Here is a 24,855-nt window from a genome sequence, read left to right as displayed (position 1 = left end):
CTCTATGTACTCCTCTGTTCTTCCACTCGCAGGAGATCGTGGTGTTCTTCGGTTTCGGTCAGCTCGGTGACGGTTGCGCGCCACCTACCGGGTTCGGGCACCGGGTCCCAGCCTCCAGAGTGCCAGGGAGCACATTTGAGGAGGCGGACGACTGCCAGGAGCGAGCCCTTCGGCATCCCGTGCACCTGGAGCGCCTCGATGGCGTATTCACTGCAGGTGGGGGAGAAGCGACAGGTAGGGGGCCGCATCGGGGACACATAGGTCCGGTACAACACGATGCAGTAGACGAGAGTTCGAGCAGGAATGGAACGAAGGTTGCCCATGAATGTCATGACGGCGGACCCTTCGGAGCTTCGAGTAGACCGAGCTTCTTCAAACCTGAACGCAGTTGAACGTGTAGATCTGCCGAGGATGCGTGCGCAGCACCTGGAAGTGCTCGAATGACCACGTCGATGTTCACCGCGAGCCCGTCGATAACCTCGGCACAGATATGCCGAAGCCGGCGCGCAACTCGATGACGAGTTACGGCCGGCCCGACTGCCTTGCTGACGATCAATCCGAAACGTGGCCCATGAACGGTGGATGCGATGTCCTGCTCGTGACGCGCAACTGCGTGTACGACCAGGTCCGATCTACCCATTCGGCGTCCTCGACGCATCACCACGGTGAAGTCACGTGCGCGATGCAGCCGATTCGGCTCAGGAAGCATCCCGAGCTCCAAGCTTCGGACGAACGGTTATCAGGCTGTGAGTTCTTTGCGGCCCTTGCCGCGACGTGCGGAAACGATTGCACGACCCGCACGGGTACGCATACGAAGACGGAAGCCATGAACGCGCGCGCGGCGGCGATTGTTCGGCTGGAACGTCCGCTTGCCCTTGGCCACGGTCAACACTCCTCGAGATTCGAAGACGCCGATCTGTCGGCGCCTGCTGTGAAGGTTCTCAGCGAGTTCGGATGAACTCGCTAGCCTCCCGAGCGAGAAATCCGAGTGAAGACAGACTGTGAGCAGCCAGCAAGCATCGGCCACCTCGCTATTGGGTGACTGTTCGAGAGTACTGATCGAGTCACCGGTGGTCAAACTCGCTCGACATCGACCGATCCGTCGATTCATACACAGGCCACGGACGACGAGACCTCGGACGGGCCGAAGAGTCGACAATATCTGTCGCTCCGCGGCACCGCGCAACTGGTCGTTGCTGCGATCGAACGACTGACAACGGCTATCGCCGCAGGTCAGACTGTCGTATACGTACTACCACGCCACTCGGTGACGGTTGGGCTCACATCGGTGTCGTTTATCCACACCTGTGGATAATTGTGTGGAAACACAGTTCAGGTGGCATATTCGTACCTTGCGGGGTCCACCGAAGGACCCTTGTCTCGGCCGCGGAGGCGCACGATCGACGACGCTATCCGACGACGCGGTTGCGCGGGTTCGAAACGCCGCACCGAATCGGTTGTCGGAGTCCGGCGAGACCTACAAGCTCGACGACGGAGGGATCGACGTGAACGACGATCCGGATGCGCTTGCGCGCATCTGGCCCGAGGTAGTCGCGGAGCTGACGTCCGACCGACACAGTGGGTCGCCGCTGACCAAGGGCCAGAAGGCCTGGCTCGCGCTGGTCAAACCGCTCACGTTGACTCAGGGCTTCGCTCTGCTCGCCGTCCCGTCGACCTTCGCTCAGGAAGCGATCGAACGCGACCTGCGCGAACCCATCCTGGGAGCCCTGGGGCGTCATCTGGGACAGGGTGTCGAAGGTCTCGGCGTTCGTATCTCCGCTCCCGAGGACGAGAAGCTCGAAACCGAGCGCTCGACGTATCCCGATGCCGTCAGTTCCCCTACGTACCGGCGCCGCGTCCTGACCAGCAGAGACGACGAGCCGTCGGACTCCGAGACCGCCGATTACGAGGAAGTGGACGACGAGCGGGAAGCCCTCGCCAGCGTCCAGAACTCGTGGCCGACGTACTTCACCAAACCACCGGAGTCGACGCCACCGTCGTCGGGTGCCAACAGCCTCAACTCGAAGTACACCTTCGACACGTTCGTGATCGGCGCCTCCAACCGGTTCGCGCACGCCGCCGCGGTCGCCATCGCCGAAGCACCCGCCCGGGCGTACAACCCGTTGTTCGTGTGGGGGGCATCGGGCCTGGGCAAGACGCACCTGCTGCACGCGGCCGGGCACTACGCGCAGCGCCTGTTCCCGGGCATGCGCGTGAAGTACGTCTCCACCGAGGAATTCACCAACGACTTCATCAACAGTCTCCGTGACGACCGCAAGGTGGCGTTCAAGCGCCGCTACCGGGAGACCGACGTACTGCTGGTCGACGACATTCAGTTCATCGAGGGCAAGGAAGGTATCCAGGAAGAGTTCTTCCACACCTTCAACACGCTGCACAACGCCAACAAGCAGATCGTCGTCTCGTCCGACCGACCACCCAAACAGTTGGCGACCCTCGAGGAGCGGCTGCGTACCCGCTTCGAGTGGGGCCTGATCACCGACGTCCAGCCACCGGAGCTCGAGACGCGGATCGCCATTCTGAGCAAGAAGGCTCGGATGGATCGACTCGACGTGCCGCACGACGTCCTGGAGCTGATCGCCAGCCGCATCGAGCGCAACATCCGCGAGCTCGAAGGCGCCCTCATTCGCGTGACGGCATTCGCCTCGTTGAACGGACAGGCCCTCGACCTCACCCTCGCCGAGGTCGTCCTACGTGACCTGATTCCCGATTCGTCCAGCTTGGAGATCAACGCGGCCACGATCATGGCCGTCACCGCGGAGTACTTCGACACCTCCATCGAGGACCTGTGCGGACCGGGTAAGGCCCGAGCGTTGGCCATGGCCCGGCAGATCGCGATGTATCTCTGCAGAGAGCTCACCGACCTGTCGCTACCGAAGATCGGTCAGACGTTCGGCCGAGATCACACGACGGTGATGTACGCGGACAAGAAGATTCGCAAGGAAATGACCGAGCGTCGCAAGGTCTACGACCAGGTCCAGGAGTTGACGGCGCGCATCAAGCAGCGCTCGAAGCGATAGCTCCACAGTCCTTCGGCAACGACGGCGACGGCGCCGATTCCCATCGCGGGGGTCGGCGCCGTCGCCGTTTTCGTCGGTGATCGGTGCCGCCTCGGTTCGACTCGGGCGTCGATCGAACACGATCTCCAGTCGATTCCGGATCGATTCCGGATCGAATCTGGGTCGATTCCGCGCCGATTCTGGGCCGAATCGGATGACATTTCGGAGCCGACGACCATTGATTCACACCTGTGGATAACCATGTGGACAACCGTCGACTTCTGGGGATGGAATGTGGGCGCCTGTGCACCGATGCGATTGGTCCACAGGCAGCCGTCCGTCAACCGCAGATTGGTCCCGAGTTCATCCCCACGACACCACGCCGAGCCACCAGCATCGCGAGGGCTCCATGCACAGATTGCACAGGACCTATTAATACTTCTGTTTTCTCCTTGAAAGAACTTCTTTGAAAACAGGTGTTGGGGAACGATCCGTTCACAGCCCCCTTCCGACGACCGCATCGGTGCCCTTCGCGGCCTCGCCCGAGCTTTCAACTTCGTCTCGAAGGGCATACGGTGTGCTTGCGCTGGATGTGCCAGACTCGTCGTTGCATCGGTTGGAGCCGCGACGATCGTGGTCGCACCGCTCGACTGTGCACACGAATGCCCCGAACGAGAGGAAATGCCGAGCGATGGAGCTTGGAAGTTTGAAGTTTCGCGTTGCTCGTGAAGATTTTTCCGATTCCGTGGCGTGGGTGGCCCGCAGCCTGCCGTCTCGGCCGCCCGTTCCCGTTCTCGGTGGCGTTCTGCTCGCCGCCGACGAACAGGGTCTGACGGTCTCGGGCTTCGATTACGAGGTCTCCGCCCAGGTGAAGGTGTCGGCCGAGGTGGCCACCGCAGGACGAGTTCTGGTGTCGGGCAAGCTACTTGCCGATATCACCAAGTCGTTGCCGAACAAGCCCGTCGACGTCACCGTCGACGGGACTCGCGTTCTCGTCAACTGCGGAAGCGCAAAATTCTCGCTGCCGACGATGCCGGTCGAGGACTATCCTCAGCTACCCGAGTTGCCCAGCAACACCGGTTCGCTGGCCGGTGATGTGTTCTCCGAGGCAATTGCCCAGGTCGCCATTGCGGCGGGCAAGGACGACACGCTTCCCATGCTGACCGGTATTCGTGTCGAGATCGACGGCACCAACGTCGTGCTGGCTGCGACCGACCGATTCCGGTTGGCGGTTCGCGAGGTGGACTGGACTCCCGCCGGCGCCGACACCACCACCGCAGTGCTGATTCCGGCGAAGACCCTGTCCGAGTCGGCCAAGACTCTCGGCGGCAACGCGGGTTCGCCCGTCGAGCTCGCTCTCGGTTCGGGTTCCTCCATCGGGAGCGACGGTTTGCTCGGAATCGTCAGCGACGGGCGCCGCACGACCACTCGTCTGCTCGATGCGGAATTCCCGAAGTTCCGTCAGTTGCTGCCGGCAGAGCACACCGCCGTCGCAACACTCGAGATCGCGCCGTTGGTCGAGGCCATCAAGCGCGTGGCACTCGTCGCCGAACGGGGTGCGCAGGTGCGTCTGGAATTCAACGCCGAAGGTGTGCTGCTCTCGGCAGGCGGCGACGATGCCGGCCGCGCCGAGGAAGCTCTGCCGGCCGACTTCCAGGGCGAGGCGCTCACCATCGCGTTCAACCCGGGGTACCTCATCGACGGCCTGTCCTCCTTGCACAGCGAGAAGGTCACGTTCGGTTTCACCACCCCGAGTCGGCCTGCAGTGCTGCGTCCGACGTCGGACGAGGAGCTGGTGCCCGACGATTCCGGCAAGTTCGCGGCGCCTCAGTCCCAATACACCTATCTGTTGATGCCGGTCAGGCTGCCGGGCTGATCCTGCCTGGTTACTGTTGAGGTTGCGGGATCGGACGAGTCGTTCCGCCGGCTCCACACCCGCTCGACCGGAATTACACCTGACACAGACAAGGACGCTTCCTCATGCAGCTGGGCTTGGTCGGTCTCGGAAAAATGGGCTTCAACATGCGCGAGCGGCTGCGCGAGCACGGCCACGAGGTCATCGGTTACGACCCGAGGCCCGAGGTGACGGACACCCCGTCACTCGACGGTCTCGCGGAATCCCTCACCGCTCCCCGAGTGGTGTGGGTGATGGTGCCCTCCGGCCAGATCACCCGGGACACCATCACCGGGCTCGGGGATGTTCTCGAACCGGGCGACCTGGTGATCGACGGTGGAAACTCGCGTTTCACCGATGACAAGCCCAACGCAGAACTGTTGGACGCCAAGGGAATCGGTTACATCGATGCCGGAGTTTCGGGCGGTGTCTGGGGATTGAAGAACGGCTACGGCCTGATGGTCGGCGGCGACGACGAGCACGTTGCACGCGCTATGCCGATCTTCGATGCCCTGCGTCCGGAAGGGGAGCGCGCGGACGGTTTCGTCCACGCCGGCCCTGTCGGTGCCGGGCATTACTCGAAGATGGTGCACAACGGCATCGAATACGGACTGATGCAGGCGTACGCCGAGGGCTACGAAATCCTCGAGGCCGAAGAATTGGTGCAGGACGTGCAGGGCGTACTGCGGGCCTGGAGCAAGGGCACCGTCGTGCGGTCGTGGCTGCTCGATCTGTTGGTCGAGGCACTCGGTCAGGATCCGGAGTTCAGTGAGATCTCGGGGTACACCGAGGACTCCGGCGAGGGTCGCTGGACCGTCGAGGAGGCCATTCGGCATGCCGTACCCGCCCCGGTCATCTCCGCAGCTCTGTTCGCGAGATTCGCTTCGCGACAAGAAGATTCGCCTGCAATGAAGGCAGTGTCGGCGTTGCGGAACCAGTTCGGCGGGCACGCCGTCAAGAAGGCGGATGCGGACGAGACACTGCGCGCACCCGCGCCGAAGAACACCGAGTAAGTGTTCGTCCGGTCTTTGCAACTTCACGATTTCCGGTCTTGGGACGACGTCATCGTCGACCTGGGTCCGGGATCGACCGTGTTCGTCGGGCCCAACGGACACGGTAAGACCAACCTGCTGGAATCACTCGGTTATCTGTCGACGCTGTCCTCGCACCGGGTCTCGACCGATGCGCCCATGATCAGGGCAGGCGCGTCCACCGCGTTCGTCGGCAGCGCCGTGGTCAACCACGGACGCGAGTTGATCATCGACGTCGAACTGCTCGAGGGCAAGGCGAACAAGGCGAGGATGAACAGGTCTCCGCTGCGTCGGCCACGAGAAATTCTGGGTGTACTCCAGAGTGTGTTGTTCGCACCCGAGGACCTGTCTCTGGTGCGCGGCGACCCGAGTGAGCGCCGTCGGTATCTGGACGAGCTGCTCACCACCAGAATTCCTCGAATGGCCGCTGTGCGCGCAGATTACGACAAGGTGCTGCGTCAGCGGTCGGCACTGCTCAAGACCGCCAGCGGGGCGTTGCGTCGAGGCTCGTCGTCCAGCGACGGTTCGAGCGCTCTGGCCACGCTCGATGTCTGGGACGGCCATCTTGCCGCCCACGGTGCCCGATTGCTTTCGGCCAGAATATCTTTGGTGTACGAGCTGATGCCCTTCGTGCAGCAGGCCTACGAGTCGATCGCGCCGGAATCGCGGCTCGCCACGTTGTCCTATCGCTGCAGCCTCGCCGAGGCACTGCCGCCGGAATTCTCCGATGCCGGCCGAGCACCGGAGTCCGACGACGTCGACGTGCTGGAAGCTGCTTTCCTGCACCAACTTTCGGTGATGAGGCAGCGAGAGATCGAACGTGGGGTGTGTCTGGTCGGGCCCCATCGAGACGATCTGGAACTGATGCTCGGCGACCGACCCACCAAAGGCTTTGCCAGCCACGGTGAATCCTGGTCGTATGCACTCTCTCTTCGGCTCGGCTCCTTTTCGTTGCTGCGCGAGGACGGGACCGACCCCGTCCTGATGCTCGACGACGTGTTCGCCGAGCTCGACCGCAAGCGGCGCACGGCCCTGGCGGCGGTCGCGGCCGACGCGGAACAGGTACTGATCACCGCCGCGGTTCCCGAGGACGTGCCACCCGAACTCGATGCACGACGCTACGGTGTCGAGGCACGTCAGGGGTCCGATTCCGGTGCGGCAGGCCGGATTTCGACCATCACCGAGCTGTCGACGTCGGAGAGTGAGGTGTCATGAGCGACGACACGAATTCACCGGCACCGGATGAGCAGCCGGAGTTGAAGGGCGTCGACCTTGCGCGTCGGGCGCTCGAAGACGCCCGGGCTGCGGCCAAGGCGAGCGGCAAGTCGGTCGGTCAAGGTCGTTCGTCACCGACCGGGGGTGTCCGGGCACTGCGGGGGCGTCGACGACGGGGTTGGTCGGGTGCTGGCCCCGACGATCGAGACCCGCAGGCGTTCGGGGCACTGGCGAATTCGATCGCGTCCAAGCGCGGTTGGTCGGCCAAGGTATCCGAGGGTGCCGTGCTGGGGCGGTGGCCCAGCGTCGTCGGTGAGGACATCTCGGCACACGCCGACCCCACCGGCCTCAAGGACGGAGTGCTCAGTATCTCCGCCGAGTCGACTGCGTGGGCGACGCAGCTCCGATTGATGCAGTCGCAGATTCTGGCGAAGATCGCGGCGGCGGTGGGCCACGGTGTGGTGACGTCGCTTCGGATCACCGGGCCGACGACGCAGAGCTGGCGAAAAGGCGAGCGACACGTCAAAGGTCGCGGTCCGCGGGACACCTACGGATAGTGACTGTTCCCAATGCGCGTTAGACGTAGCCCCTGGTCCAGGTGATCCTCAACAGATGTTGGGGGCAGTGTTGCCGTGAGACAGTTGGTATGCGTAGCGTGATTCGGGACACGCAACGGTCGGGGGACCGAATACTGTTCCATGCGGCCATCGGACGAGGAGAAGTTGTGTCTGCACCTACGAAGAAGGCGTCGACAACGGCGGTCGACGTCGATGGGACCCCCGAAGACAGAGTGGTTCTGCACGCTCGGAACGTCGAATTCGATTGGGAAACTCTGCCGCTGCACTATATGGACGGCAATCCCCTGGCCACCCATCTGATCAACGTGATGCACCTGCTTCTGCCCGAGGGCGAGGAGTGGTTCGTGCGTACGTTCAAAGAGGCGTTGCCGCTCATCCACGACGATCAGTTGCGCGACGACGTGATCGGCTTCATCGGCCAGGAAGCCATGCATGCACAGGCCCACACCGAGGTCCACGATCAGCTTCGGGCCCACGGCATCGATGTCGATCCGTACGTCGACCAGATGAAGTTCCTGTTCGGACGCGCGCTCGGCAACCGCTCGGGCCACGGTCAGAACAGCCTGGTGGAGCGTCTTGCCTTGATCGCAGCTGCCGAGCATCTGACCGCGTTTCTCGGCGACTGGGTTCTCAACGCGCGCGAGCTCGACGAAGCCGACGTCGATCCGGTCATGCTCGATCTGTTGCGGTGGCACGGCGCCGAAGAAGTGGAGCATCGTTCGGTGGCGTACGAGGTGATGCGCTACTTCGACGTTCGGCCGGCCCGGCGTATCCGGACCTACGTGGTCATTGCACCCACTCTCGTCTGGTTCTGGACGCGCGGCGTGCGCTACCTCATGAGCCAGGATCCGACGTTGGCGCATCTGTCGCCGAAGGAGCGCACGCCGTCGTTCCGTGAATTCCGACGGGTCGCCAAGGCCGGTCTGTTTCCGACGCCGATGTCCATGGTCAAGGCGTCCCTGCGGTACTTCAAGAGCACGTATCACCCGTCTCAGGAAGGCTCGACGGCCCAGGCCGTGCAGTATCTCGCCACCTCGCCGGCGGCGCGGTCCGCTGATCGATGACCAAACGCACGTTGCGGAGCAGGCTCGACGCGATGGCTCGAAAGGTCGACTCGTTCCGAGTAGGCCGCACGATTCCACAGAATCTGTACGGGCGTGACGAGCCGGATCAGACGGTCTCGCTGGTCACCGATGCACTGGACAAGTGGTTCGCCCTCCTCGACAACGGTGAGTACGACGCCTCGTTCGCGGCGCCTCCCGTCGCGCGTACCCGAGAACTGACACTGGTCTCCCGTGACGTTCTGTGCATCGACGAACAGGTCGTCCAGCTGACCTTCGCCGCCGCCGACGGGTCGGCTCTGCCGGCGTGGGCACCGGGAATGCACTTGGATTTCTACCTCCCGTCCGGTCGGCGACGGCAGTACTCCCTGTGCGGATTGCCCGGCGACGACAAGTACTCGATCGCAGTACGACTCGTGCCGGACGGCGGCGGCGGATCTCCGGAGATGCACGCGCTGACGGTCGGCACTGCGGTGTCGATCAGGGGGCCGCGCAACGGGTTTCCGTTCGTACCGTCCGAACAGGCAGTATTCGTCGCCGGTGGAATCGGCATCACCGCGATCATCTCGATGGTGCGCCGTGCCCGCGATCTGGGCATGGACTGGCACCTCGTCTACTGCGGCCGCTCCCGCGAGTCGATGCCGTTTCTCGACGAGATCGAGGGCTGGGATCCCGCCCGGGTCACCGTGCGCACCGACGACGTGGACGGCATGCCGTCGAGCATGGATCTGTTGGGCTCGACGGCCCCCGGCGGTTCGGTCTACGTATGTGGTCCGCCGCCGATGATCGACCTCGTTCGCGCCTCGTTCGACGCCCTCCCGGCCACGCATCTGCACTTCGAGCGCTTCTCACCGCCGCCGGTGAAGAACGGGACGGAATTCGAGGTGCAGCTCGTCGATTCCGGCGAAATTCTGTCGGTCGGTGCGGAAGAGACTGCGCTGCATGCCATTCGACGCATCAGGCCGGACGTCGCGTACTCGTGCCAGCAGGGTTTCTGCGGCACGTGCCGGGTGCGAGTGCTCAGCGGAACACCGCAGCATCGAGAGAATCGGTTGACGACCGAGGAGCAGCGGCACGAGATGTTGATCTGCGTCTCGCGGTCGGACGGAGAACGGATCGTCCTCGATCTGTAGCCGAATCGCCGGTTTTACCCTTCATCTTTGTCGTCCGATGTCGAGAAAATGCGCCTGTGAAGCAATCAGGGGCCTTTTAGGGGTGTCATCGTCCCCATGCTGTCGCAGCCACCCAGTACTATGGACCGGTACGACATCAAGCCCGGAACAAACGCATGGACCGAGCACGGCGGAAACGACCGTGCCGACCCTGCGGTAGCACCTACGTCAGGTGTGAGCGGGGTAGTGGACGCGTAGAAGGAGAACCAGCTAACCGTGGCTGCCCAGAAGTCAGGTAACAGTGAGAACAGCAAGGATTACGGCGCTTCTTCCATCACGGTCCTCGAGGGCCTGGAAGCAGTCCGTAAGAGGCCCGGTATGTACATCGGTTCCACCGGTGAACGAGGCCTGCACCACCTGATCTGGGAGGTCGTCGACAACTCCGTCGACGAGGCCATGGCCGGCTACGCCTCCACCGTCGACGTCACCATCCACGAAGACGGCAGCGTCGAGGTCAAGGACGACGGCCGCGGCATCCCCGTCGCCATGCACTCCTCCGGTGTTCCCACCGTCGAGGTCGTCATGACCCAGCTGCACGCCGGTGGCAAGTTCGACTCCGACTCCTACGCCGTCTCCGGCGGTCTGCACGGCGTCGGTATCTCCGTCGTGAACGCACTCTCGACCAAGGTCGAACTGCAGATCGCGCGTGACGGTCACCGCTACAAGCAGACGTACGATTACGCCAAGCCCGGCCCACTCGAGACCGTCGGCGACACCACGGAGACCGGCACCACGGTGCGTTTCTGGGCCGACGGCAAGATCTTCGAGACCCTCGATTACAGCTTCGAGACCGTGCACCGTCGCCTGCAGGAGATGGCGTTCCTCAACAAGGGACTGACCATCAACTTCACCGACGAGCGAGTCGCGGCCACCGACGCGACCGAGGAAGAACTCGGCGAGACCGCCGAGGCACCCAAGACCGCCGAGGAAGAGCAGGCCGACGCGGCCAACGCGAAGCCGGCCAAGGTTCGTAAGAGGACGTACCACTACCCCGACGGTCTGGTGGACTTCGTCAAGCACATCAACCGCACCAAGACCGCGATTCACAACTCGGTCGTCGGCTTCACCGGCAAGGGTGAGGGCCACGAGGTCGAGATCGCCATGCAGTGGAACGCTGGTTACTCCGAATCGGTGCACACCTTCGCCAACACGATCAACACGCACGAGGGCGGTACCCACGAAGAGGGTTTCCGTACCGCGCTGACGTCGACGGTGAACAAGTACGCCATCGAGAAGAAACTGGTCAAGGAAAAGGACGTCAAGCTCACCGGCGACGACATCCGTGAAGGCCTCGCCGCCGTCATCTCGGTGCGGGTCGGCGAGCCGCAGTTCGAGGGCCAGACCAAGACCAAGCTCGGCAACACCGAGATTCGCTCGTTCGTGCAGAAGGCGTGCAACGAGCACCTCTCGCACTGGTTCGAGTCCAACCCGGCCGATGCCAAGACGATCATCAACAAGGCGGTCTCGTCCGCGCAGGCCCGCATGGCCGCACGTAAGGCGCGAGAGTTGGTGCGGCGCAAGAGCGCAACCGATATCGGTGGCCTGCCCGGCAAGCTCGCAGACTGCCGCTCGAACGATCCGAGCAAGTCGGAGATCTACATCGTGGAGGGCGACTCCGCCGGCGGCTCGGCCAAATCCGGCCGTGACTCGATGTTCCAGGCGATCCTGCCGCTGCGCGGAAAGATCATCAACGTCGAGAAGGCCCGCATCGACCGTGTCCTCAAGAACAACGAGGTCCAGTCGATCATCACCGCGTTCGGCACCGGCATTCACGACGAGTTCGACATCGCCAAACTGCGCTATCACAAGATCGTGCTGATGGCCGACGCCGACGTCGACGGCCAGCACATCTCCACCCTGCTGATGACCCTGTTGTTCCGGTTCATGCGGCCGCTGATCGAGAACGGTCACGTCTACCTGGCCATGCCGCCGCTGTACAAGCTCAAGTGGAGCCGCGGCGAACCGGATTTCGCGTACTCCGACCGCGAGCGCGACGGTCTGCTCGAGGCCGGTATCGCCAACAAGCGCAAGATCAACGTCGAGGACGGCGTCCAGCGCTACAAAGGCCTCGGCGAGATGAACGCCAAGGAGCTGTGGGAAACCACGATGGACCCGGCAGTGCGAGTTCTTCGTCTGGTCACTCTCGACGATGCCGCGGCCGCGGACGAACTGTTCAGCGTCCTGATGGGCGAGGACGTGTCCGCCCGCCGAAGCTTCATCGCGCGTAACGCGAAAGATGTTCGCTTTCTTGACGTTTAGTCGTTTCTCGGACGCACCGCACTCAGTGTCGGTGCGTCCGACGACCGTTTTCGAGGAGATCTTCTATGTCTGACATCACCGAACCGCCGGTCGGGCCCCCGCCGGGCTCGACCACCAACGCCGAGGGCGGCGACCGGATCGATCCGGTCGACATCCAGCAGGAAATGCAGCGCAGCTACATCGATTACGCGATGAGCGTCATCGTCGGCCGCGCGCTTCCCGAGGTCCGCGACGGTCTCAAGCCGGTGCACCGACGTGTGCTGTACGCGATGTACGACTCGGGCTTCCGTCCCGACCGTAGTTACGTGAAATCCGCACGGCCCGTTGCCGAAACGATGGGTAACTACCATCCCCACGGCGACACCTCGATCTACGACGCGCTCGTGCGTCTGGCTCAGCCGTGGTCGATGCGGTACCCACTGGTCGACGGCCAGGGCAACTTCGGCTCCCGCGGCAACGACGGTGCCGCCGCCATGCGATACACCGAAGCGCGTCTGACCCCGCTCGCCATGGAGATGCTGCGCGACATCGACGAGGAAACCGTCGACTTCATCCCCAACTACGACGGCAAAACCCAAGAGCCGACGGTACTTCCGTCGCGTGTGCCGAACCTGTTGATGAACGGCTCCAACGGTATCGCCGTCGGTATGGCCACCAACATTCCGCCGCACAACCTGCGTGAACTCGGCGACGCGGTGTTCTGGGCTCTCGACAACTTCGAGGCCGACGAGGAAGCGACTCTCGCGGCCTGCATGGAACGCGTCAAGGGTCCCGACTTCCCCACCCACGGACTCATCGTCGGCGGCCAGGGAATTCAGGATGCGTACTCGACCGGCCGCGGTTCGATCCGCATGCGCGGCGTCGTCGAGATCGAGGAGGACTCCAACGGTCGCACGACGATCGTCATCACCGAACTGCCCTTCCAGGTCAACCCCGACAACCTGATCACCTCGATCGCCGAGCAGGTTCGCGACGGCAAGTTGTCCGGTATCTCGAAGATCGACGACGAGTCCTCGGACCGCGTCGGTATGCGCATCGTCGTGACGATCAAGCGCGACGCCGTCGCCAAGGTCGTGCTCAACAACCTCTACAAGCACTCGCAGCTGCAGACCAGCTTCGGTGCCAACATGCTCTCGATCGTCGACGGCGTGCCGCGCACCCTGCGACTCGATCAGATGATCCGGTACTACGTCACTCACCAACTCGACGTGATCGTTCGTCGTACTCGGTACCGCCTGCGCAGAGCCGAGGAGCGGGCCCACATCCTGCGCGGCCTCGTGAAGGCGCTCGACGCGTTGGACGAGGTCATCGCCCTAATCCGTGCGTCGCAGACGGTCGATCTCGCCAAGCAGGGCTTGATCGATCTGCTCGACATCGACGAGATCCAGGCGCAGGCAATTCTCGACATGCAGCTGCGGCGCCTCGCAGCCCTCGAGCGCCAGAAGATCATCGACGAGTTGGCCGAACTCGAACGCACCATCGCCGACCTGCAGGACATTCTGGCCAAGCCGGAGCGTCAGCGTCAGATCGTGCGAGACGAGCTGGCCGAGATCGTCGAGAAGTTCGGCGACGACCGTCGCACGCGCATCATCGCTGCCGACGGCGACGTCAACGACGAAGATCTGATCGCCCGGGAGAACGTGGTTGTCACGATCACCGAGACCGGATACGCCAAGCGCACCAGAACCGATCTGTACCGGTCTCAGAAGCGCGGCGGCAAGGGCGTGCAGGGAGCGGGCCTCAAGCAGGACGACATCGTCAGCAAGTTCTTCGTCTGCTCGACGCACGACTGGATCCTGTTCTTCACCACCAAGGGACGCGTCTACCGGGCCAAGGCGTACGAGCTGCCCGAGGCCAACCGCACGGCGCGCGGACAGCACGTCGCGAACCTGCTGGCGTTCCAGCCCGACGAACGCATCGCGCAGGTCATCCAGATCAAGACCTACGAAGATGCTCCCTACCTGGTGCTCGCCACCAAGGGCGGTCTGGTCAAGAAGTCGCGTCTGACCGACTTCGACTCCAACCGCAGCGGCGGCATCGTGGCCGTCAACCTCCGCGGTGAGGACGAGTTGGTCGGGGCAGTTCTGGCGTCGTCCGACGACGACCTGCTGCTCGTCTCGGCTCAAGGCCAATCGATCCGATTCTCGGCCACCGACGAGGTACTGCGCCCCATGGGCCGCGCCACCTCCGGTGTCCAGGGCATGCGCTTCAACGGCGAAGACGAGCTGCTCTCGCTCAACGTGGTCAGCGAGAACAAGTTCCTGCTGGTCGCGACGTCGGGCGGTTATTCCAAGCGCACCGCGATGGAGGACTACCCGCAGCAGGGCCGCGGCGGAAAGGGAGTACTGACAATCCAGTACGACCCCAAGCGTGGCACGCTGGTGGGAGCTCTCATCGTCGACGACGAGGACGAGCTGTACGCCATCACGTCCAGTGGTGGGGTCATCCGGACCGCTGCCAAGCAGGTTCGGAAAGCCGGCCGACAGACCAAGGGCGTGCGGTTGATGAATCTCGGTGAAGGCGACACACTGCTCGCGATAGCGCGCAACGCCGACGAGATCGAACCGGACGCAGCAGGTCCCGAAGACGATGCACCGAAGGAGTCGTAAGTGAGCACTCCCAACCGGCCTGGCAGCAGGCCCGGCCCCACGGGTGGACCGGACAGCAGGGACGCTGCGCAGACCGAGCAGCCATCGCGTCCGGCACCCCCCGAAGGTGCCCGACCGGGAAGTCGCCCCCAGCCGGCGACGCGTCCGGCTCCCGCGGCCGGGCGAGGACCGGCACCGCAGCAGGGTGCTCGGCCACCGGCGCGCCCGACACAGGGTGGTCCGGCCGGCCCGCCTCGTCCGACGCAGGGACCGCCGCCGCAGCGCCCACCGGCACCGCAGGGTCAGCCGGGTCCTCAGGGTCAGCCGGCACCCCAGGGACCGCCGCCGCGAGCACCTCAGCAGGGACCGGCACCGCAGGGACCGGCTCAGTCTCGCCCGCCACAGGCGGCCAACGGTCGGCCCGGTGAGCCGGGTGCAGCAAAAGCCGACGGCGGTCGCCCCGCCAACGGCCAGCCGCCGCAGGGTCAGGGACCGTCCGGTCCCGCATCGCCGCCGCGTCCCGCCAATGACGCTGCTCCGGCCGCCGAGGGGTCAGCCGAGTCGAAAGCTCCGGCACCGACCCAGGCGATACCGACTCAACGCGGAGACGGCCCGCAGGGCGGTTCCGGCACTCCGCCCTGGCAGCGCGGCCCCGGCCAGCGTCCGGCACAGCAGGGGCCCGACGACCGTCAGCAGCCCCAGAACCAACCTCAGACGAACCTGTCCGGGCGCGGCACCGCACTGCCGGCAACAGGTGAGTTCGATCGTTCGACAGTGGCAGCTGCAGCCGCCTCGGCAGCGCCGGGCCAGCGTGAATCGGGCCAGCGTGAATCGGGCGAGCGTGAATCGGGCGAGCGTGAATCGGGTGAGGACAAGACCGAACGACGCGAGGCAGCGCGGTCGAAAGCGGCCGTGATCGACGGGCCGACCCGGCACATCGAGCGCAAAGATCTGGCGAAGGACATGCCGGATCTGTCCGCCACCCGGCATCCCGAGCCGACGGCAGCCGATCGCGCAGCCCCCACCGCCATCACGGCGGTACCCAGCGCGGACGGCGATCCTCTGCGGGCGACGATCCAGATTCGCAAGATCGACCCCTGGTCGACGCTCAAGATCGCACTGGTCATCGCTGTGTCGCTGTTCTTCGTGTGGATGGTGGCCGTCGGCCTGCTGTACGCCGTGCTCGACGGCATGGGTGTGTGGGACCGACTCAACAGTGCCTTCACCGAGATCGTCAACGAATCCGGCGACGGCGGGCTCGTCAGCGCCGGTCAGGTGTTCGGCTACGCGGCAGTGATCGGTGTGATCAATGTCGTACTGTTCACCGCACTCACCACGATCGGTGCCTTCATCTACAACCTGTCGTCGGACCTGGTCGGCGGCGTCGAAGTGACGCTGGCAGATCGCGACTGACCAGCACGAACGACTGCCGTATCGGGCCGTTTTGGAAGACAGCGGCCCGATACGGTAATCTCATCCCTCGGTTCGAGGAGAGCAATTCTTCGGCCCGAAGCAGTATCGAGGGCCTATAGCTCAGGCGGTTAGAGCGCTTCCCTGATAAGGAAGAGGTCGGAGGTTCAAGTCCTCCTAGGCCCACACCGAACGAACGAGAAGAGGCAGGACGTGAAAATCCTTCTTCTTGTTGCTTCGGTGGTGATCGCAGTGCTGACAGTATCGAAGGTGCGCTCCACGCGCAGCTCGGAAGGCGTCTGGCACAGCATCTCCACCGGGTGACAATCGCTCGGAGAGAACGTGTAAAGTTCGTGCACGTTCGACAGCAACACCCGGGGCCTTAGCTCAGTTGGTAGAGCGCTGCCTTTGCAAGGCAGATGTCAGGAGTTCGAATCTCCTAGGCTCCACAATCAAAAGGACGTCCATTCCGATGGACGTCCTTTTTCGGGTCTGCACTCGACTGTCGCTCACCCCAAGTCCACTAGATGTGACATTGACCCCCGAAAAGTCCACCGAACGTGACATTGAGTCCCGGCCGAGTGGCAGGGATGCGTCGACCACTGTTGTGACTCGGACCAACCGCTGTCGAGATCGGTGCCCAGATATCCAGATCATTGTTGGATTCGTTTCGCATCACGTCCGCGGTCCCTAGCGTTCTTCGGGTACAGCAGCGTCGGTTCTCGGATCGACGGGACAGGTCGCGACGGCGCACCGCAGGGGGGTGTGCCGTCGTTCGATCTCGGCGTCTCGGATCGGTCTTCGGTTCGGGCGTCTCATATTTCTCGGAGGAGCCCCACAGATGACGCGTGTTCTCGATCATGAAGAGCTGTTGACCGAACTCGACGGCACGTTGGAAGCCAACCTGAATCGCCATCTGTCCATGGCGAAAGAATGGCATCCGCATGATTACGTGCCGTGGGATCTGGGTCGCAATTTTGCAGCGATGGGCGGAGAGGACTGGTCGCTGGAGCAGTCGTCGTTGTCGGTGTTGGCTCGCACAGCGATGATCACCAATCTGTTGACCGAAGACAATCTGCCGTCGTACCACCGCGGTCTGGCCGACAACTTCTCGTTGGACGGAGCCTGGGGCACCTGGGTGGGCCGTTGGACCGCGGAGGAGAACCGTCACGGGATCGTGATGCGCGACTATCTGGTCGTCACACGCGCCGTCGACCCGGTCGAGCTGGAGCGGGCTCGGATGCACCACATGACGGTCGGTGTCGATGCCCCGATGGACGGCTCCAATTTTTTGCATTCGGTGGCGTACGTGACGTTCCAGGAGCTCGCAACACGCGTGTCCCACCGCAACACGGGGCTGGCCTGTGGTGACCCGATCGCCGATCGAATGCTGGCCCGGGTGGCCGCCGACGAGAATTTGCACATGATCTTCTACCGCAACCTCGGCGAGGCGTCGCTCGACCTGGTCCCGGACCAGATGGTGCGTGCCATCGCCGATGTCGCGACGGACTTTCAGATGCCGGGACTGAACATGCCGAACTTCCGCAAGAACGCCATGATCCTGGCGAAGCACGGGATCTACGATCTCCGCCAGCATCTGGACGAGGTGCTGATGCCGGTGCTGCGGAAATGGAACATCTTCGAGCGCAACGACTTCAGTGGAGAGGGCGAACGCGATCGCGATCCTCTGGCCGCATTCGTCCAGGATCTCGAGGCGAAGGCGACGAAGTTCGAGGAATCACGCGATCGCCTGTTGGCGCGGGAGGCAGCGCGGGCCGAGAAAGCGTCCTGACCTGCTACGGAATCGCTGCTGCGGGTCGTGATCGAAGCTCGGAGGTGTTAGAGTCCGGTCACGGGTGGGCCCGATGAGGCGATGGTCGTAGTGCGTGGGGAGGGCCGATGGTGCCTGGGGGGAATCGCGTGAGCGGTGGTGTCCGGTTCGTTGCGTGCCTCGGTGAGGCGTCACGCGTAGTCGACGGTGTTTGCTGGTGAGCAGATTCAGGTTCGACGAGTCCGGCCGGATGCTGGCGGTATTCGCCGCGGTGACCACGGTTCTCTACATCGCGAACGGCATCGCATCGTGGTCGGACCTGTCCGGTCCGCAGCAGCTTTTCGCCGCGCTCGCAGTGGTTCTGGGGCCGGCGGCGATCGTTGTTCTCGCCCGGGCAGGAGCGCCGAGTCCCAAGCATGCGGTCGGTACCGCCACCGCTCTGTCGGTGGGCGCGCTTGCCTGTGCATTGGGCAGTAGCAACACGATGCCCGCGTTCTTGATCTGTGTGCAAGCGGCGATGTTCCTCGGCATGCACATCGGTGCGTTCTGGTCCGAGCGCGACGCTGGAATATGGGTTGCGGTGCTGGCCGTGTCTGCGGTCGTGGGTGCCGCTGTCGCCCCCTACGGCACGCCCTTCATCAGCTACATTCTCGTCGCCCTGGGCATCGTCGGCGCAACGGAAGTGTTCGGCGTGTTCGCGCGTCGAATGCGGTATTCGGCCACTCATGACGCGTTGACGGGCCTGCTCAATCGATTCGGTTTCGAGTCGAAGATCGAGAAGATGTTGCCCGCGTGCGCCGCTCGTGGTCTGACGGTCAGTCTGGCGGTGCTCGATCTCGACAACTTCAAGGAGATCAACGACGAGTACGGCCACATTGCCGGAGACGTGTTGCTCACTCGCGTCTCGAAGGCGTGGAAGGGGCAACTGACGAAACGGGATGTTCTGGGCCGGCTCGGCGGAGACGAATTCGTCCTGTTCATGCCAGGGGTTCTCGAGGCCGAAGCCTGGCAGGTCATCGACGGCTTGCGGCGATCCCATCGAGCCGAGTGGAGCGTCGGTCTGGCGTGTATGCCTGCCGGCCGCCGGTGGGGTGAAATCTACCGCGCTGCAGACGCAGACCTGTACCGCGCCAAGCGGAGTCGTCCCCCGAAGGCGTCTCGCCCCACCGAGCCCGGCGACGGACATCGCGGGCCGGTACGCAGAATCGTGTAGCGATACACCGATATGCCCGTCATCCCCAGATTTCATCCACAGCCTGGGGATAGATTCCTCGCTGCACCGTCTCGCTGACGTTGACTCGTCGAGTACGACGACAACGCTGCGGGGGGATTGCGATGGTCACGCTCGATGACGTCAGATCATGGGACAGTCAGGCGTTGACCGCCGTCTCGAATCGGTTCATGCACAGTTGGCGTGAATTGACCGCCGTGCACAGTTCACTGCTGGAGACCGTCGTCGACGACGGATGGCAGGGCCCCGCGGCAACGGCATACCGGGATGCCATCGGAGCTCTAAGTGCGCAGGTGGGGGACTGTGCGACGGAGCTACTGCGGGTAGCGCTGTGCACCGCTCCGGCGGCCATCGACATGGCGGGACTCGTCTCGGCGCTGACCGCTCTGGAATCGAACGCCGCGTGCGAGCACTTCGATATCCGACGCGACGGTTCGGTGACCGACGTGCTGACGTCGTATTCGGTTGCGCAGCAGGACCTGTCGTCGACCATTCGCGATCGGCGTCGCCGTTGCACCGAGTTGGCCGAACGCATCACCCAACTGATGCGAGCCGCGACCGCGTTCGACGACGACCTTGCCCGACGCCTCGCCGGCGACATCTCACCGGGAAAACTGGCCACGGCAGGGGTATCGGTAGTGCCGGTCGACGGGAGCCCGGCCACGAATGCGGCGTTCTGGAGCGCACTCTCGCCCGCCGAGCGCACTCGGCTGCTCGTCGAGCACCCGGCTCTCATCGGTAATCTGGACGGCGTGCCGGGCCGAATTCGGGATTCAGCGAACCGTCGGGTACTTGCCAGTGAGCGCCTCCGACTGCAGGCTGTGGCGGGTGAACTCGGAAACCAATTGCAGGACAACATTTTCGGAGGACTATTCAGTGATGCTGACGCCGGCTTGGAACAGACGCGAACGCGGTTGAGTTCGCTCGACGCGATCGAGAGCACTCTGGCGCAGGGTGACAGGCAACTGTTGGCGCTCGACAATTCGACGTATGCGGAGACCACTGCCGCGATCGCGGTAGGTGACGTCGACACGGCAACACACGTGGCGGTGTTCGTACCCGGCCTCGGCTCGACCGTCCACGGCGACGCGGTACGTTACGACGGCGACCTGGAAAATCTCAAAGCTACTGTGGAGCAGACATTTTCGGAGGATCCGCCGCCCACCGTCGCAGCCGTGACGTGGATGAACTACCAGGCTCCACAGCTGGGGTGGGGCCTACTCGATCCCGATCGAACAGTCGTATCCGACGCAGCAGCGCACGCGGGGGCGACGCGATTGGTGCCCTTTCTGGAGGGCCTCGACGTGGCCCGGTCGAACAATCCACATCTGTCGGTGCTCGCGCACTCGTACGGATCATTGACCGCAGCCGCTGCCCTGCACGAAAGCACCGGCGTCGACGAGTTCGTGGCCCTCGGATCACCTGGCCTCGGCACCGACAGTGTGACCGACCTACAGGTTCCCGACGGTCACGTTTTCGCGGCGGAGGCGCGCGGGGACATCGTTGCCGACATCGGTGCCTTCGGTCGCGATCCCGGCACACTCGATGGAGTGACCCAACTGGCGACCGACGAGGGCGACGGGCGTCCGGGCACGACAGGTCACGGCGACTACCTCACGGACGGTTCGAGCGTCGAACACAACGTCGCGCTGGTCGTCGCCGGCCGGGGTGACGATGCAGAAACCAGGCCCCGGCCGGGCCTGTTCGATCTACTACAGAAGCTTCTATACCTGTGACGTCGACTCGTCTTCGTAATCGACCAGGCTGGGCGGCGTATCTGCGGGCGGCGGCACCTCGTGGCGGCGACGGCTGAGGTAGAACACGACACCTCCGACGACGACAGCGGCAGCTCCGAGCGCCAGGACGCGACGCTTGTTTCCCGGTGTCCGATCAGTCGTGAGAGCTGCCTTGGTCAGATCGGCCCGGGCAATGCGCTCGGCAGTTGCCGCGCGACGCTGCGCAGCCTGCTTACGCGCCAGACCGTAGCCGCGCTTGGCGAGCAACAGGCCCACTCCGGCAGGGCCCTTGCTCACGACGGAAGCGGCACCGAGCAGCGTCGACGCCGCCGTACCGGTGGAGGAGTGAACCCGCTCGGTTTTCGTTGTGCTCGTCATGCCCTCACTGTTCCACAACAGCGCCCCGATCGACCCTCCCGATACACCACCTGTGAACTACCCGGTCGCTCGAGATGGCACGATGGTGAGCGTGACTTCACCAAACAAGACCCAAACGGCAACGCTGCACACCAACCGCGGCGACATCGTCATCGAACTGTTCGGCAATCACGCCCCCAAGACCGTCGCGAACTTCGTCGGTCTCGCGGACGGGTCGAAGGAATACACGACGCAGAACGCGTCGGGTGCCAAGACCGGACCGTTCTACGACGGCGCAGTCTTCCACCGCGTCATCGACGGTTTCATGATCCAGGGCGGCGACCCGACCGGAACCGGCACCGGCGGACCGGGCTACAAGTTCGAGGACGAGTTCCACCCGGAGCTCTCCTTCGACCGCCCGTACCTGCTGGCCATGGCCAACGCAGGCCCCGGCACCAACGGCTCGCAGTTCTTCATCACCACCGGCAAGACCCCGCACCTCAACCGCAAGCACAGCATCTTCGGTGAGGTCACGGACGAGGCGTCCAAGAAGGTCGTCGACGCCATCTCGAGCACGCAGGTCGGCCGCGGCGATCGCCCGGTGGAAGAGGTCGTCATCAACAGCATCACCATCGCCTGATTCGGTTGTAGAAGGAATTACACGATGACAAACCCCGGCTGGGGTGGCGCGTACGGCGACCAGCCCAACCCACCCCAGTCGGTGTGCGTCAGACATCCCGATCGCCCGACCGGCCTGGCCTGCTCTCGATGCGGCCGGCCCGCGTGCCCACAGTGCCTGCAGCCCGCGGCCGTCGGGCAACACTGTGTCGACTGTATTCGCGACGGCAATAAGAACGTCCGGACCGCACGTACGGTCGCCGGCGCGCCGATGACACGCTCGGCCAAGACACCCCTGACCTTCGCGCTGATCGCGATCAACGTCGTGATCTTCGGTATCACCGCCGCTCAATCCGGCGACCTCATGAGCAATTTCCGCGGATCCTCGCTGGCGGACGCCTGGGCACTGAACAGCCTGCTGGTCGCGGACGGCGATGTGTGGCGCCTCCTCAGCAGTGGGTTCATCCACATAGGACCCATCCACCTGCTGGTGAACATGTTCGCCCTGTACATCATCGGCCGAGACGTCGAACTGGTGCTGGGCCGCAGCCGCTACCTTGCCGTCTACTTCCTGTCGCTGCTCGGCGGCAGCGCATCGGTCATGCTGTTCGAGAACCCCCTCGCCGCCACCGCCGGCGCGTCGGGTGCAGTATTCGGATTGCTCGGTGCGCAGGCCGTCATTCTGCTGCGACTCAAGCGCTCCCCGACCCCGGTCCTGATCGTGATCGCGTTGAACATCTTCATCAGCATCTCGATCCCCAGCATCTCGCTGTGGGGCCACATGGGCGGACTGGTCGCCGGAGCGGCAGCCACCGCCGGATTGGTGTTCCTACCCAACCGCAACGGCGCGCAGCCTCGTGCCGGGATATCCCTCGCCTGGCTCTCCGTGGCCGCAGTAGCCCTGATAGCCCTGGGCACCATCGCGGTCCGAGTCCTCGACCTGCGCGCGCAGATGGGCCTCTGAAGTCCACTAAATGTGCCATTGACCCCCGAAAAGGCCACCGGACGTCACATTGACTCCCGACGACGCCGATACGTGTGCTCGGCAATCACCATGGGCTGCCCGGCGGCTTTGCGACGGCTCACTGGTCCACTAGATGTGCCATTGACCCCCCAAAAGTCCACTGAACGTCACATTGAGTACCCCGGAGGGGGTCCGGGACGGTGGGCGGTCAGTTGTTCGGCGGCACCAGGCCGTAGGTGTCGAGTACCTCGAACACGTCGCGTGGGTCGGCTCCCAGGTCCCATCGACCGAAGATGATGAGTCGATCGTCGTCTTCGTCGGGTGAGCGGACGTCCACTTCGAGCATCGGGACTCGTCGTCCCAGTCTCGGGTAGCGGACCACTTTGATTTGGACGATGTCGGCGCGCGAGTACGTGCGCGTGCCGGTGAGTCGTTTCATCACCAGGGAGCCGTCGGGTGTGATGGCGAGTCGGGGGCGTTGTGCGGCCGCGAGGGCTGCCATCACCCAGGTTCCGACGGCGGCGAGTCCGACGAGGAAGGTTCCGGCGGCGTCCGAGGAGGCGAGGACGGCACCGATGGCGAGTGCGATACCGCCTGCCACCAGCGCGCCGACGGCTACGGCCGGCGTCGCCCATCGGTGTTCGTACACACCCTGTGGATGGTTGGGAAAGTTATCCACAGGGTTTATCCACATTGGGGATGAATGACATGGGTGTAACTCGGCCGGCTCTCAGCGCCATCGCATGGTCATGACGAGGCCGACGACCATGAAGCCGAATCCGATGAGGAAGTTGTACGCACCGAGGTTGCCGATGAACGAGATGTCTTCCTGGGCCAGGTAGTACACGATCAGCCACAGCAGCCCTACCAGCATGAATCCGAGCATCAGGACCACGTACCAGACCGGCGACGGGCCGGCGTTGACCTTTACCGGCGTGCGGTTGGCCGGGTTGATCGTGTAGTCGTTCTTCTTCCGTACCTTCGACTTCGGCATTGCGTCCTCTTCGTGTTCTTGACGGTCATCGGCGTGCGCCGTGCCTGTGGACAACTGACGGTGACAACCTGTGGATCGATCGAGTTGCGTGCATCCCCAGGTTATTGTCTCCCGGAGAGCCGTGGCGGTCATCCACCCGGTTTGTAGTACACGCTAACTCAGATCAGCGCAGCACCGACCTACCGAACAGTGGCGAGCACTCTGTGAGACGACGATCGACCGATTCCTCCGAGACCCGATGGTGGGTGCTCGCTGTGGCGGTGTGCGCTGTGGTCGGTCTGCTGCTCGGAACCACGCGACATGCCTCGGACGGCAACGAGTTGCGGGGCGGTGACACGACACGGCTCGCCGATCTGGTCGATTCGGCCCAGAGAAGCAGCGACGATGCGCTGCGCAGTAGAGATGCGCTGGAGCAGCAGGTCGATCTCCTGCAGCAGCGTACGGCGGCGGGCGACTCCGAGGTGGCCGACGCGTTGGCCCGGGTCGACGCCCTCTCGGACGCGGCGGGCCGGGAGGAGGCGTCCGGCACGGGGTTGACGGTGACGATGGCCGACGCTCCACGCGGTCCCGACGGGTCGTATGCGTCCGACGCGTCTCCGGACGACCTGGTGGTTCATCAGGTCGACGTGCAGAGTGTCCTCAACGCCCTGTGGGCCGGTGGTGCGTCGGCGATGGCGATGCAGGATCAGCGTCTGGTGGCGTCGTCGGCACCGCGGTGTATCGGGAACACGCTGCTACTGGGCGGCCGGACGTACAGTCCGCCGTACGTGATGACGGCTCTCGGCGACCCGGATCGACTGCGGGCGGCGCTGGACAACGAGCCCGGGGTGCGGCTGTACGAGCAGTATGCGCTGCGCTATGGCCTCCGCTACGAGGTCGCGGCCTATCAGAACCTCTCGGTTCCGGCGTACACCGAATCGGTGCGCATGCGTTTCGCGGAGCCGCGCTGAGTACGCTGT

At 64.0% G+C, this 24,855-nt stretch carries 22 protein-coding genes and 2 tRNA genes; 18 read left to right on the top strand and 6 right to left on the bottom strand.

The window, feature by feature from the left end; genetic code table 11:
- Positions 1-2 precede the first annotated feature (2 nt).
- Genes yidD through rpmH form a run of 3 tightly spaced genes read right to left on the bottom strand, consistent with a single transcriptional unit; the run spans position 3 to position 883 of the window.
- Entirely contained in the window at positions 3-332 is a 330-nt protein-coding gene (gene yidD / locus AB0P23_RS04880) for a membrane protein insertion efficiency factor YidD (RefSeq protein WP_027495003.1), read from the bottom strand.
- Positions 329-709, bottom strand: coding sequence for a ribonuclease P protein component (gene rnpA / locus AB0P23_RS04875; protein WP_363796930.1), 381 nt, complete (start codon positions 707-709; stop codon positions 329-331). Before rnpA ends, yidD begins: the two co-directional genes overlap by 4 nt.
- Positions 710-739: 30 nt before the next feature.
- Positions 740-883 (bottom strand): 50S ribosomal protein L34, encoded by a 144-nt coding sequence (gene rpmH, locus AB0P23_RS04870; RefSeq protein WP_026347786.1) that lies wholly within the window; start codon positions 881-883, stop codon positions 740-742.
- Positions 884-1,505: 622 nt separating this feature from the next.
- On the opposite strand from rpmH, the gene dnaA reads away from it, so the two are divergent.
- The 15 genes from dnaA to AB0P23_RS04795 all read left to right on the top strand — a co-directional run bounded on the left by dnaA (position 1,506) and on the right by AB0P23_RS04795 (position 20,963).
- Positions 1,506-3,038: a chromosomal replication initiator protein DnaA gene (gene dnaA, locus AB0P23_RS04865; RefSeq protein WP_027495001.1), complete on the top strand. Its 1,533-nt coding sequence runs from the start codon at positions 1,506-1,508 to the stop codon at positions 3,036-3,038.
- Positions 3,039-3,708: 670 nt separating this feature from the next.
- Positions 3,709-4,893, top strand: a complete 1,185-nt coding sequence (dnaN, locus tag AB0P23_RS04860) for a DNA polymerase III subunit beta (protein WP_027494999.1) — start codon at positions 3,709-3,711, stop codon at positions 4,891-4,893.
- 104 nt (positions 4,894-4,997) lie between these two features.
- Positions 4,998-5,924 carry a phosphogluconate dehydrogenase (NAD(+)-dependent, decarboxylating) gene (gene gnd / locus AB0P23_RS04855; protein WP_283550838.1) on the top strand — a complete coding sequence of 309 codons (927 nt, stop codon included), beginning with the start codon at positions 4,998-5,000 and terminating at the stop codon, positions 5,922-5,924.
- Complete coding sequence (gene recF, locus AB0P23_RS04850; RefSeq protein ID WP_032373402.1) at positions 5,925-7,157, top strand: DNA replication/repair protein RecF; 1,233 nt, start codon at positions 5,925-5,927, stop codon at positions 7,155-7,157.
- Complete coding sequence (locus AB0P23_RS04845; protein ID WP_027494996.1) at positions 7,154-7,714, top strand: DUF721 family protein; 561 nt, start codon at positions 7,154-7,156, stop codon at positions 7,712-7,714. Before recF ends, AB0P23_RS04845 begins: the two co-directional genes overlap by 4 nt.
- 167 nt (positions 7,715-7,881) lie before the next feature.
- Positions 7,882-8,799: a metal-dependent hydrolase gene (locus AB0P23_RS04840; protein ID WP_027494995.1), complete on the top strand. Its 918-nt coding sequence runs from the start codon at positions 7,882-7,884 to the stop codon at positions 8,797-8,799.
- Positions 8,796-9,929, top strand: a complete 1,134-nt coding sequence (locus AB0P23_RS04835) for a PDR/VanB family oxidoreductase (RefSeq protein WP_283550837.1) — start codon at positions 8,796-8,798, stop codon at positions 9,927-9,929. Before AB0P23_RS04840 ends, AB0P23_RS04835 begins: the two co-directional genes overlap by 4 nt.
- A gap of 255 nt (positions 9,930-10,184) precedes the next feature.
- Positions 10,185-12,227, top strand: coding sequence for a DNA topoisomerase (ATP-hydrolyzing) subunit B (gene gyrB / locus AB0P23_RS04830; RefSeq protein WP_027494993.1), 2,043 nt, complete (start codon positions 10,185-10,187; stop codon positions 12,225-12,227).
- 65 nt (positions 12,228-12,292) lie between these two features.
- Entirely contained in the window at positions 12,293-14,836 is a 2,544-nt protein-coding gene (gene gyrA / locus AB0P23_RS04825; protein ID WP_027494992.1) for a DNA gyrase subunit A, read from the top strand.
- The gene (locus tag AB0P23_RS04820; protein WP_283550836.1) at positions 14,837-16,228 is read left to right on the top strand and encodes a DUF3566 domain-containing protein; all 1,392 of its coding nucleotides are present in this window, start codon (positions 14,837-14,839) and stop codon (positions 16,226-16,228) included.
- Between the two features lie 109 nt (positions 16,229-16,337).
- A tRNA-Ile gene (locus AB0P23_RS04815) sits at positions 16,338-16,411 on the top strand.
- A 190-nt stretch (positions 16,412-16,601) separates the two neighbouring features.
- Positions 16,602-16,674 (top strand) — tRNA-Ala (locus AB0P23_RS04810).
- Between the two features lie 392 nt (positions 16,675-17,066).
- The gene (locus tag AB0P23_RS04805; RefSeq protein ID WP_206498839.1) at positions 17,067-18,017 is read left to right on the top strand and encodes an acyl-ACP desaturase; all 951 of its coding nucleotides are present in this window, start codon (positions 17,067-17,069) and stop codon (positions 18,015-18,017) included.
- A 196-nt stretch (positions 18,018-18,213) separates the two neighbouring features.
- Positions 18,214-19,209: a GGDEF domain-containing protein gene (locus AB0P23_RS04800; RefSeq protein ID WP_230591612.1), complete on the top strand. Its 996-nt coding sequence runs from the start codon at positions 18,214-18,216 to the stop codon at positions 19,207-19,209.
- A gap of 122 nt (positions 19,210-19,331) precedes the next feature.
- A complete protein-coding gene (locus tag AB0P23_RS04795) occupies positions 19,332-20,963 on the top strand; it encodes an alpha/beta hydrolase (RefSeq protein ID WP_206498838.1) in 1,632 nt (543 codons plus the stop codon).
- On the opposite strand, the gene AB0P23_RS04790 is transcribed toward AB0P23_RS04795, so the two are convergent.
- Complete coding sequence (locus tag AB0P23_RS04790) at positions 20,952-21,341, bottom strand: hypothetical protein (protein WP_032400889.1); 390 nt, start codon at positions 21,339-21,341, stop codon at positions 20,952-20,954. The genes AB0P23_RS04795 and AB0P23_RS04790 overlap by 12 nt on opposite strands.
- Positions 21,342-21,423: 82 nt before the next feature.
- Here AB0P23_RS04790 and AB0P23_RS04785 point away from each other — a divergent pair, with 82 nt between their 5' ends.
- Together AB0P23_RS04785 and AB0P23_RS04780 are read left to right on the top strand one after the other, a co-directional pair.
- A complete protein-coding gene (locus AB0P23_RS04785) occupies positions 21,424-21,960 on the top strand; it encodes a peptidylprolyl isomerase (RefSeq protein ID WP_094621787.1) in 537 nt (178 codons plus the stop codon).
- 24 nt (positions 21,961-21,984) lie between these two features.
- Positions 21,985-22,902, top strand: coding sequence for a rhomboid family intramembrane serine protease (locus AB0P23_RS04780; protein WP_206498837.1), 918 nt, complete (start codon positions 21,985-21,987; stop codon positions 22,900-22,902).
- A 208-nt stretch (positions 22,903-23,110) separates the two neighbouring features.
- Here AB0P23_RS04780 and AB0P23_RS04775 read toward each other — a convergent pair whose 3' ends face one another.
- On the bottom strand, positions 23,111-23,596 hold the full coding sequence (locus AB0P23_RS04775; RefSeq protein ID WP_052061608.1) for a PH domain-containing protein: 486 nt from the start codon (positions 23,594-23,596) through the stop codon (positions 23,111-23,113).
- Positions 23,597-23,632: 36 nt separating this feature from the next.
- Positions 23,633-23,896, bottom strand: a complete 264-nt coding sequence (crgA, locus tag AB0P23_RS04770) for a cell division protein CrgA (RefSeq protein WP_027494985.1) — start codon at positions 23,894-23,896, stop codon at positions 23,633-23,635.
- A 203-nt stretch (positions 23,897-24,099) separates the two neighbouring features.
- Here crgA and AB0P23_RS04765 point away from each other — a divergent pair, with 203 nt between their 5' ends.
- Positions 24,100-24,846 (top strand): DUF881 domain-containing protein, encoded by a 747-nt coding sequence (locus tag AB0P23_RS04765; protein WP_032367617.1) that lies wholly within the window; start codon positions 24,100-24,102, stop codon positions 24,844-24,846.
- The last annotated feature ends 9 nt before the right edge of the window (positions 24,847-24,855 follow it).

It is taken from the genome of Rhodococcus sp. NPDC077669, assembly GCF_040686915.1.
Lineage (GTDB): Bacteria > Actinomycetota > Actinomycetes > Mycobacteriales > Mycobacteriaceae > Rhodococcoides > Rhodococcoides fascians.
The sequence above is the reverse complement of the archived record's forward strand: the minus strand, read 5'-3'. Positions and strand labels throughout refer to the sequence as shown.